The organism is Mesorhizobium sp. M7A.F.Ca.CA.002.04.1.1 (assembly GCF_004022805.1).
Classification (GTDB): domain Bacteria; phylum Pseudomonadota; class Alphaproteobacteria; order Rhizobiales; family Rhizobiaceae; genus Mesorhizobium; species Mesorhizobium ciceri.
The window spans coordinates 1-9,459 of record NZ_RZPL01000153.1 but is presented as its reverse complement, the minus strand read 5'-3'; the positions used below and the strand labels follow the sequence as shown (position 1 = coordinate 9,459).

Annotated in this window: 10 protein-coding genes, 1 pseudogene and 1 riboswitch; of the genes and pseudogenes, 3 read left to right on the top strand and 8 right to left on the bottom strand. The window is 62.2% G+C overall.

The genetic code is table 11. The annotated features are described in order from the left end of the window. From ENZ75_RS10865 to ENZ75_RS10840, 6 genes are all read right to left on the bottom strand, one after another. Positions 1-770 (bottom strand): glycosyltransferase family A protein (locus tag ENZ75_RS10865; RefSeq protein WP_164887780.1); only part of this gene is annotated, 770 nt, incomplete at its 3' end. A gap of 55 nt (positions 771-825) precedes the next feature. After that, positions 826-1,578 carry a glycosyltransferase family A protein gene (locus tag ENZ75_RS10860; protein ID WP_063169808.1) on the bottom strand — a complete coding sequence of 251 codons (753 nt, stop codon included), beginning with the start codon at positions 1,576-1,578 and terminating at the stop codon, positions 826-828. After that, the gene (locus ENZ75_RS10855) at positions 1,575-2,624 is read right to left on the bottom strand and encodes a hypothetical protein (protein ID WP_063169809.1); all 1,050 of its coding nucleotides are present in this window, start codon (positions 2,622-2,624) and stop codon (positions 1,575-1,577) included. Before ENZ75_RS10855 ends, ENZ75_RS10860 begins: the two co-directional genes overlap by 4 nt. 46 nt (positions 2,625-2,670) lie before the next feature. Then, positions 2,671-3,102 (bottom strand): PqqD family protein, encoded by a 432-nt coding sequence (locus ENZ75_RS10850; protein WP_013528271.1) that lies wholly within the window; start codon positions 3,100-3,102, stop codon positions 2,671-2,673. Between the two features lie 169 nt (positions 3,103-3,271). Next, positions 3,272-4,372, bottom strand: a complete 1,101-nt coding sequence (locus tag ENZ75_RS10845; RefSeq protein ID WP_013528270.1) for a hybrid-cluster NAD(P)-dependent oxidoreductase — start codon at positions 4,370-4,372, stop codon at positions 3,272-3,274. 25 nt (positions 4,373-4,397) lie between these two features. Continuing rightward, positions 4,398-5,645: an aromatic ring-hydroxylating dioxygenase subunit alpha gene (locus tag ENZ75_RS10840; RefSeq protein WP_063169810.1), complete on the bottom strand. Its 1,248-nt coding sequence runs from the start codon at positions 5,643-5,645 to the stop codon at positions 4,398-4,400. Positions 5,646-5,759: 114 nt separating this feature from the next. Further along, positions 5,760-5,962: riboswitch (cobalamin riboswitch) on the bottom strand. A gap of 511 nt (positions 5,963-6,473) precedes the next feature. Between ENZ75_RS10840 and ENZ75_RS10835 the strand changes: the two genes are divergently transcribed. The 3 genes from ENZ75_RS10835 to ENZ75_RS10825 all read left to right on the top strand — a co-directional run bounded on the left by ENZ75_RS10835 (position 6,474) and on the right by ENZ75_RS10825 (position 7,266). After that, positions 6,474-6,671, top strand: coding sequence for a DUF680 domain-containing protein (locus ENZ75_RS10835; RefSeq protein WP_013528268.1), 198 nt, complete (start codon positions 6,474-6,476; stop codon positions 6,669-6,671). A 79-nt stretch (positions 6,672-6,750) separates the two neighbouring features. After that, a complete protein-coding gene (locus ENZ75_RS10830; protein ID WP_013528267.1) occupies positions 6,751-6,951 on the top strand; it encodes a DUF680 domain-containing protein in 201 nt (66 codons plus the stop codon). A 69-nt stretch (positions 6,952-7,020) separates the two neighbouring features. Next, positions 7,021-7,266: a DUF680 domain-containing protein gene (locus ENZ75_RS10825; protein ID WP_013528266.1), complete on the top strand. Its 246-nt coding sequence runs from the start codon at positions 7,021-7,023 to the stop codon at positions 7,264-7,266. Positions 7,267-7,345: 79 nt separating this feature from the next. On the opposite strand, the gene ugpC is transcribed toward ENZ75_RS10825, so the two are convergent. Both ugpC and ENZ75_RS10815 read right to left on the bottom strand, forming a co-directional pair. Beyond that, on the bottom strand, positions 7,346-8,458 hold the full coding sequence (gene ugpC / locus ENZ75_RS10820) for a sn-glycerol-3-phosphate ABC transporter ATP-binding protein UgpC (protein WP_063169811.1): 1,113 nt from the start codon (positions 8,456-8,458) through the stop codon (positions 7,346-7,348). Positions 8,459-8,482: 24 nt separating this feature from the next. Continuing rightward, positions 8,483-9,424 (bottom strand): annotated as a pseudogene (locus ENZ75_RS10815) (alpha-amylase family glycosyl hydrolase); the annotation flags it as partial. Positions 9,425-9,459: the final 35 nt, after the last annotated feature.

The following is a 9,459-nucleotide window of genomic DNA, read 5'->3' as shown; positions in this document are numbered from 1 at the left end:
GCCGCCGTAGCCTGCCATAAAAGGAACCGCCACTGCGCGAGATCCTTGAAGTCGAAGATCCCCTCCACCCGGCGCAAGCTGGGATCGGCCTTGCGACGCTTCATCGACTTGTGAATGGCGCGCATGAACTCGCGAAAGGGCACATCGGCTTCCTTGGTCATGTTGCCGGGATGACGCCTGTAATAGAGAGCCACCGTATCGGGCATAACGTATTTTGCCTGGCTCTCAAAGATACGCAACAGATAGTCGGTGTCCTCGGCCTGTTTGAAATCCTCGTCGAAACCACCGGTGCGCTCGATGAGGTCTCGCGCGAAGATCCCGGCGGACAGGTGGATCCCTCGCACGGTGATGGAGTGGCTGTCGGCGGCCGGTTCCAGTGTCTCGCCATCTATCTTGTCGACCAGCGTCATGCGCGAATAGGTCAGCTCGAGGCCAGGATCCTCTTCGAAGCAGGCGAGATCCGCCTTGAAGCGGCCTATCGGGGAGATGTCGTCCGAATCGAGAAACGACACCAGACGCGTCTGCGGCAGCAACTGCTTCAGCCCGGCATTGCGCGCCTTGGTGACCCCGCCATTGATCTGCTGGAAAAGACGAATGCATGGGGCCTCGTCGATCAACGACCGTACGACGGCTGCCGAGCCATCGGTCGACCCGTCGTCGATGACGATGATGTCGAGATCGATGTCTTCGCGCTGCCTGAGCAACGAGCGCAGCGCCAGGCCAACGAATTGTTCGCGATTGTAGACCGGCATGATGACGCTCAGCCTCATCGGCGTCTCCAGCAGCGTTGCGGGCTTGGCTGATCCGAGCCGATTGTCTCGAGCATCATGGCATCCGCCAATCGGCGGGACTCTTCAATTCGAAGATGCCCTGGACCTCTCGCCGTGACGGATCGGCCTTGCGCCGCCGCATCGACTTGTGGATTGCACGCAAGTGGTTGCGGACCCTGCCGCTATGTTCCTTGGTGACATTTCCGGCGTGGCGTCGGTAGTAGATCGCGACGGTGTTCGGCAATTCGTAGCGCGGACCGGTTTCGAAGACTCGCAACAGATAATCCGTGTCCTCGGACTGCTCAAAGTCCTCGTCGAAATGGCCGATGCGATCGACAAGCGTTCGACTGAAGAGAGCGGTGCTCAGCGAAATTCCGCGAAGCGTCATGGTACAGCAGTCCGCCTCCGGCTCGAGCTTCTCGTCGTCGATCCGGTCGACCAGCGTCATCAGCGAATAGGTTAGCTCAAGCCCGGAGGTAGCCTCGAAGCGGGCGAGATCGGCCTTGAACCGTCCGGCCAGCGAGATGTCGTCAGAATCCAGGAATGACACGAACTCCGCATCCGGCGGCAGTTGCCGCAGCCCGGCGTTGCGCGCCCTGGCCACGCCCATGTTCGATTGCTGGAAGAGTCGGATGCAGGGGTTTTCGCCCATCATCGAGCGTACGGCCTCAGCAGAGCCGTCGGTCGAACCGTCGTCGATGACGATGATGTCGAGATCGGCGGCGTCCCGCTGCCGCACCAGCGAGCGCAATGCCGAAACGACATAGCGTTCACGGTTATAGACGGGCATTATCACGCTCAGTTTCACGAAGCGCCCCGCACAAGAAAGTCCGCAATCGTGCCGGCTATCTCCTGTGGCTGCGTCCCCAGCGACAGACGATAGCATGGCAGCAGGCGGGTCAGGTCGCTGAAGAAGCGAAAGCCGCTCTCCCGCTCGCCCGGCATCTGCGCTATGCCGGACGGCGCCAAGGCAATCATGGCATCCCTCCGCGACACCGGCACGATCGAACTTGCCCCGCCTCCGCCGATATGTGGCACCAGCAGCGCAACGATGTCCAGGGTTTCAGGCACCGGCCGGGGCGCGATGTCATGAATGTGAAAAGCATATTTGCCTTGCCAGTTGAGCGGGCTATGAGCTGGCAGCCGGTGATCCAGCCCAAGTCGCGCGAATCCCTGGGGATCCTGCTTGAGTGTTGAAAACAACGGGCGGGCAGTCACGCCGTTGGAGAGGTCGACCAGCACATAATCGTCGCCGACGCTGTCCAGCCCGTGGAGGAGGCCGGCGGCGACGGTCCCGGATTTCCCGGCGCCGCCCGCGCCGGCCAGCAGTACGCCCCTGCCTTTGGTGCCGAGCGTCCCCGCATGGGCCAGCCGCATGCCACGTGCCGCATATTCCCAATGGAGGAAGGGGCGCAGCGGCGCTCCCGGCTCCCACGGTGGAAAGGCATCGGCCGAGGCCATCAATTGCACGCCAACGCGACGTTGCGGATCATAGAACTGCCAGAAATCCAGGTCGTGGAAATGGTTGCCGCGCAATCCGGCTTCCGCCAGCCTGGTGGCGAAGCCATGCTGCGTGAAGGGTCCTTGGCCCCATCTGGCCGGTGCCGCGATGCCGTCAATGCCGGGATGTGCGACGAAGATGCGGCAGATGTCGGCAGGCGCTCGGTTGTCCGCAGCCGTGACAAAGCCATGAGCGAAGGCATCCGCCAACGCGCCGGCACTCACATGAGCGGTCAACTCCAGATGCGGCAAACCCACCTTGCAGGTCAGTGGATAATGCGCGGCGCTGCTCTGCGCTTGCGCCAGGACATGACGTGCGTAGTCAGTCAGGTTTTCGAGAGTGACGTTCGGCATGGTCTGCCTGTTCCGGAGCCGTCCGGCAACGAGAGCCTGGCGCGCCTCAGTTGGCCTGCTTCACTGCGGGCCAGCCGAGGGGCTCCTCGACCTCGTGGATGGGATCGACGACAATGAGGTCGGCAAGGTCGTCATGGATGTCGACCTTGAGGGGCTCGCCGGCAGCGGCGAGCTGAGCCAGCAATTCGCTGGGAACCGGTCTTGCCACGCCATCGGTTGCGGCCGCCAGCAAACCGAATTCGAGCAATTGTGAAACAAAGCCGTCAATCGCGGCGGCATCGAGGGCGCCAATCCCGGTCGCGGCGCCGACCAGTTCGGAGGCAGGCACGCCGGACGACAGTGCATCCCAAAGCCTGCTGCCTGAATCAGAGAAGCCGAAATATTTACCGGTGGTCAGGTCGAGAACGACGGCTTCGCCATCGAAGGATTCAAAGACGATATCCTTGCTGGCAATGGCATATACGCCGGATTGTCGCATGTTTGCTCCCCGCCGAAGCAGGCCGCGGAGATGATCTTCGGGCCCTACGGTCAACCCCACCGTTGCAGGCGTCTAACCATTTGCAGGGTTTTTGGCAAGATGGCGTAGGCCCGGCCGAGCGCAGCTGCAGGCCGCGCGGGCATGGACAGCCTCTGACCGTGCCTGCCGGTCACGCCTCGATTTCAAGCGCCGAAAGCGGCTTCGAGCAACAGGCGAGGATAAAGCCGTCTTCGATTTCGTGATCGAGGATGCCGCCATTGTGGCTCATCTCGACGTCGCCCGCGACCTTCCTCACCTTGCAGGTGCCGCACAGGCCGAACTCGCAGGCGGCGGGAATCCGCACCCCCGAGGCGCGTGCCGTCTGCAGCACGGTCTGGCCGGCGACGCATTCGGCATCGACATCGGAATGCGAGAACCGGATCGGTGTCACGGCCTCCACGGTGGCAGCGGCGCCGTCTTCCGCCGGCGGCGAGAACGGCGCCGGGATCTCCTCCACGGCAGGCGCGGCAAAGCTTTCCTGATGGTATTTCGCCATGTCGAAGCCGGCTGCGTCCAGCATGCCGCGCACGGCGCGCATGAAAGGATCGGGGCCGCAGCAGAAAATCTCGCGCTCGCGGAAATCGGGCGCCAGCAATGGCAGCCGGATCGCGTCGATGCGGCCCATATGGCCGAACCAGCCCTCGCGGCTCGACCGCTCCTCGATCATGAAGCCGAGCGACAGCCCAGGCATGCGGCTGCCGAGCAGTTCGAGCTCCTTGCGGAAAATGATCTCTTCCGGGCGGCGCGCGCAGTTGACGAAGCCGACATCGGTCCATGGCGCGCAGTCGTTCAGCCAGCGCAGCATCGACATCATCGGCGTCACGCCGGAACCGGCCGAAATGAACAGGTATTTGGCGGCCGGGTGGCTGTGCAGCGAGAAGTCGCCGGTCGGCCCATAGGCCTTGACGTGCGAACCGGGCGTCAGATGGTCGAACATCCAGCGCGTACCGGTGCTGCCCGCCTGCGCCTTGACCGTCACCGCGATCGAGAACGGCCGCGACGGCGAGGACGACAGCGTGTAGGTGCGCATCAGCGGCCCGTCCGATGTCGGCAGTTCCAGAGTCACGAACTGACCCGGTTTGTAGCGGAACCAGGTCTGGTTGTCGGAGCGGAAGGTGAAGGTCTTCACGTCAGGCGCTTCGTCGCTGACGCCGATCACTTCCAGCACCTGCAGCCTGTCGTTCCAGGGCGTCATCTGGTCGAGATGGCGATAGAGGCCAAGGTCCGTCATCGCATTCATCCTCTTGTCCCCTGGGCTAGGCGACGCTGCGCAGGGCCGGCCGGCCGCCTTCGGCAAGGCGCGGCCCGATGAACGACGCGTACCACTCGACGAACTGGATCACGCCGCCCTCATGCAGCTCCGAATAGGGGCCTGGTTCATAGGCCGGCGACAGGATGCCGAAGGCGTTTTCCTCGACGATGCGGCGGTCCTGGTCGTTGGTCTCGGTCCAGACATGGGTGAGCTCAGCGAGGTCGTAGTCGACGCCTTCGACCGCATCCTTGTGGACGAGCCATTTCGTTGTCACTGCGGTTTCCGTGGCACTGATCGGCAGCACGCGGAAGGTAACGGCGTGGTCGCCGAGGATATGGTTCCAGGTCGTCGGATAGTGATAGAGCAGCAAGGAGCCGATGCGGTCGGTTGAAACGCTGTCGGACAGGTTCTTCTGGACCGCCCGTTTTCCCGTCATGGTGTAGCTGACGGCATCGCGCAGCAGCGGCGCGCGGGTGGCGCGGTACTGCCCTGCCGGATCGATGCGGAATTTGCTCGGCAAGCCTGATGCCTCGCATCTGGCCCAGTGTGCGACCATTTCAGGGTCGCTGTCGGCGCCATGGACGCCGGTTATGGTTGGAGCCTCGGGGAAGGTCTTGCACAACTCGGGATGATTGGCGGCGCAGTGGTAGCACTCGCGGTTGTTTTCCCAGACCAGCTTCCAGTTGCCCTTCTCGACGATCGTGCTCTCGAAGGCGATCTTTGCTTCACGCAGCCGGTGCGGCAAAAGATAGGGTTCGATCATCGCCCGCATCGGCGCGAAATCTGCCGGTTCCTTGGCCAGGCAGATGAAGATGTAGCCGCCGACGCTCTCGCAGGCGACCGGCTTCAGGCCGAAATCACTCTTGTCGAAACCGTCGGCCATCTGGCGGGCAAACAGCAGGCGGCCGTCCAGCTCGTAGGTCCACTGATGATACGGGCAGACGAGCTTTGCCGCGGTACCCTTCTCCGTGTTGCACACGCGGCTGCCGCGATGGCGGCAGGAATTGTGGAAGGCGTTGATCTTGCCGTGCTGGTCGCGGACAAGGACGACCGGATAATCGCCGACCTGCACGGTGATGTAGCTGCCCGGCTTCGGCAGTTCGCAATCATGGCCGATGAACAGCCAGTCGCGATACCAGATCAGCTCCATGTCGAGCTTGAAGTAGTCCGGATCGGTGTAGAAGGGCTGCTCCAGCGAAAAGCCTTGCCGGCGCCCCTTCAGGAGCCTCAGCATGTCGTTGCGGATATCCATGTCCTGTCCTCGTTCCTAAGGACTGAACTGGTGGTGACGGAGGAAGGATTGAAGCGCAGGCCGGCTGTGTGCCGGACATGCGCTATCCACCTCTTGACCGCCCACCGCGATCAGTCGAGTCTAAAAATCTCGGGCTGGTTTCCGGGCTCTGGAGTTGTCCTTGCGGACCATCGCGACACCTTCCCAGGCGGTTGCCCAGTGGTCTCCCGTTGCGACTTGAACTCCACCACCGTTGCGGGGGCAGCGCCGGATTCTGACCGGCTTCCCAATTCTCCGCCTCGTCGTCACGAAGCGGCACCTGAGATGGTATGATCTAACCACGATCGCGGGCGCGCCGTCGGCATGAAAACGACATCGTATCCATGCGGCGCGACACGGCATGCGAAACGCTACTGCAGCTCGTCGCGGGCCGAGATCCCACCTCCCGGGCGGCCATTTGCCGGCTGCGATCTTCCCGAATCCGACCCTTCGCGGGGGGTCAAAAAAGGTTAATGGTTTCGAAAAATGACTATTAGTTCGCCCTAAAATCGAACCGAACGGTTCGTTTCTGTTGACGGTGCGTGCAGGACGGTGTGAACGCTGGGCCTCTGAAACAGTCAGTGATCCATCAGGTGGCTACACCTAACACACTGATATGAAGAAGAAAAATGCATCCCTAGATTCCGTTGGCACAATTTCAAGGTGTGGATTCATGGTCCACACGGAACAACTTCGTGATTGGAAAAGACGACCTTGCCCTCCCACATCGGGGCTGTCCGAACGACGCGATTTCATTTCCAAGACACGCCGCTAGACGGACGGAAAAAAGACGATACTGGAGTACCAAAAATGAAAAAGATCATTCTCACTGCCGCAGCCCTTCTGGCCATTTCCGGCAGCGCCTTCGCTGGTAGCGACCACTACGGTTCCAACGCCGCGGCAGCCACTGCTGTCGACAGCTCGTACACCGCTTCGACCAAGAAGTCGGAACCGGCTGCTCAGGCGCCTGCCCAGGGTGCTGACCGCAACCTCTTCGGCAACAACTAACAGCCGATTCCCAGTTTCCCGGTCGACGGCGGGCTCGCCCGCCGCCCTGGCGAAATTCAGACATTCAGGAGTATTCAAGATGAACAAGATCCTCATTGCTGCCGCCGCCGTTCTGGCCATCACCGGCAGCGCTTTCGCGGGCAGCGACAACTACGGTTCGAACGGCCCCAACCAGCCTGCCGCCGCTGTGGACCAGTCGTACACGGCTTCCACCAAAACCTCGGAACCGGCTGCCCAGACGCCCGCTCAGGGCAGCGACCGTAACCTCTTCGGTCGCTAACAACCAATTTCGCAACCGACGGCAGCTGTGTCTGCCGTCCTGGCGAAATCCAGAATTCAGGAGACTAAAATGAACAAGATCCTTATTGCTGCCGCCGCCGTTCTGGCCATCACCGGCAGTGCCTTCGCCGGCAGCGACAATTTTGGCTCCAATGGTGCCAATCAGCCTGCCGCCACGACTTCGGTCGACAGCACGCGCACCTCTTCGGTACGCAACACCGGTTCGCCGGTCTACAAGCTGCTGAACTCGTCGGGTGACACCACCCAGAAGTCTGCTCCGCAAGGTGCCGACCGCAACCTCTTCGGCAACAACTAACAACCGAAGTCGATCTCCAAGTCAAAGAGCGGCGGGCCCGGCCCGCCGCTCTTTTTTGTGCCTGACACGGTAATTGCGGTTAAGCCGCCTTTGCTTCCACTTCATGCAACGCGAAAGAACGTCCATCCGCGTCGAAGATATGCAGGTCCTCGCCATTGGCGCTCAGCCGCAATGTCGAGCCGCGCTTGACCTCGACATTGCCGGGCAGCTTGGTCACCAGCGGCAGATCGGCGCGGCCGATGTCGACATAGACAAGCTGCACCTCGCCGAGTTGCTCGACATAGTCGACCGTCCCCTCGAACAGATAGTCCGCGCCGCTGGCGATGATCAGGTCCTCCGGCCGCACGCCAAAGCTCACCGCAGCGCCCTTTGCCGAAGCCGGCGTCGCAATCGGCACGGTCGCCTTGCGTCCGCCGACATGGCTGACGACGGTCGGGTTTCCGGTCTTTTCGATGGTCGCCGGCAGGATGTTCATGGCCGGCGAGCCGATGAACTGGGCAACGAACAGATTGCCGGGCTTCTTGTAGAGGTCCATCGGCGTGCCGACCTGCTCGATATGGCCGTCCTTGAGCACCACGATGCGGTCGGCCAGCGTCATCGCCTCGACCTGGTCGTGGGTAACGTAGATCATGGTCGTGTTGGGCATCGATTCCTTGAGCTTGGCGATCTCGATGCGGGTGGCGACGCGCAGCGCGGCGTCGAGGTTCGAAAGCGGCTCGTCGAACAGGAACACCTTCGGATTGCGCACGATGGCGCGGCCGATGGCGACGCGCTGGCGCTGGCCACCCGACATCGCCTTGGGCAGGCGGTCGAGATATTTGGTCAGCTGCAGGATCTCGGCGGCCTGGCGCACGCGGCGGTCGATCTCGGCCTTGTTCTCTTTGCCGATCTTCATCGAGAACGCCATGTTGTCGTAGACGGTCATGTGCGGGTACAGCGCGTAGGACTGGAACACCATGGCGATGCCCCGCTTCGACGGCGGCACGTCGTTCACCACTTCGCCGGCTATTCTGAGTTCGCCGGAGGTGATTTCCTCGAGCCCGGCGATCGACCTCAGCAATGTCGACTTGCCGCAGCCCGACGGGCCGACGAAGACGATGAACTCGCCCGACCTAATATCGAGGTCGATGCCGTGGAGAATGTTCAGATTGCCGTAGGACTTCTTCACTTGTCTTAGCGTGACATCGGCCATTGGTTTCCTCCAGTGATTGGAAATTCAGTCGAGACGCCCGAACCAGGCGCCGTAGCCGCCAAGCTCGATGGAACCGCTGCTCGCCTGCCCCGAAAATCCGTGCCCGGGCAGAGGTTGCAGCGATCGGCCGCCAAGGTCAACCTTGGCCCGCCCGGCTCCCAGATTGAAGACGCAGACGATCTGCTCGTTGCCTGCGCGGCGCGTGAAGGCCACGGTATCTCCCTCACTTTCGATGAAGGTGATGTCGCCCTTGGCCAGCGCCGGATGGGCACGCCGGAAGCTGAGAAAGCGCCGGTAGTGCTCGAGCAGCGAAGCCTCGTCGCCCTGCTGGACATTGACCGCTTGCGCCAAATGCTTGGCCGGCACCGGCAGCCAGGGTTTTGCCTGGGAGAAGCCGCCATTCTTGGCGCCGCCGTCCCACACCATCGGTGTGCGGCAGCCGTCGCGGCCCTTGAATTCAGGCCAGAAGCGGATGCCGTAGGGATCCTGCAAATCCTCGAACCGAAGGTCGGCCTCGCCGAGCCCAAGTTCCTCACCCTGATAGATGCAGACCGAACCGCGCAAGGACATCAGCAGCGCCGAGATGACCTTGAGGTAGGCGGTCGGGTCGGGCTCATTGGCGGCCCAGCGCGAGGCCGGGCGCATTACATCGTGGTTGGAGAAGGCCCAGCACGACCAGCCATCGCTGGCGACCTTGCCGAAGGATTCCAGCACCGAGCGGACCTTGCCCGCGCTGATCTTTTCCGGCGCCAGGAAATCGAAGGAGTAGCACATGTGCACGCGCTTGCCGCCGGCGGTGTAGGCGGCCACCACTTCAAGCCCACGCTGCGAATCGCCGACCTCGCCGACCGCTGCGGTTGCCGGATATTCATCGAGCAGGGCACGGAACCGTTCGAGGAAGCCGAGATTCTCGGGCCGGCTCTTGTCGTAGAGATGGTCCTGGTAGTTGTAGGGGTTGACCGCCGGCGGCAAGCGCGTGCACATGTGCTACTCCTTCGATT

Coding starts and splice junctions, on each gene's coding strand:
- ENZ75_RS10855 (WP_063169809.1), bottom strand. CDS start 2,624: ATGCCGAACGTCACTCTCGAAAACCTGACTGACTACGCACGTCATGTC.
- ENZ75_RS10850 (WP_013528271.1), bottom strand. CDS start 3,102: ATGCGACAATCCGGCGTATATGCCATTGCCAGCAAGGATATCGTCTTT.
- ENZ75_RS10845 (WP_013528270.1), bottom strand. CDS start 4,372: ATGACGGACCTTGGCCTCTATCGCCATCTCGACCAGATGACGCCCTGG.
- ENZ75_RS10840 (WP_063169810.1), bottom strand. CDS start 5,645: ATGGATATCCGCAACGACATGCTGAGGCTCCTGAAGGGGCGCCGGCAA.
- ENZ75_RS10835 (WP_013528268.1), top strand. CDS start 6,474: ATGAAAAAGATCATTCTCACTGCCGCAGCCCTTCTGGCCATTTCCGGC.
- ENZ75_RS10830 (WP_013528267.1), top strand. CDS start 6,751: ATGAACAAGATCCTCATTGCTGCCGCCGCCGTTCTGGCCATCACCGGC.
- ENZ75_RS10825 (WP_013528266.1), top strand. CDS start 7,021: ATGAACAAGATCCTTATTGCTGCCGCCGCCGTTCTGGCCATCACCGGC.
- ugpC (WP_063169811.1), bottom strand. CDS start 8,458: ATGGCCGATGTCACGCTAAGACAAGTGAAGAAGTCCTACGGCAATCTG.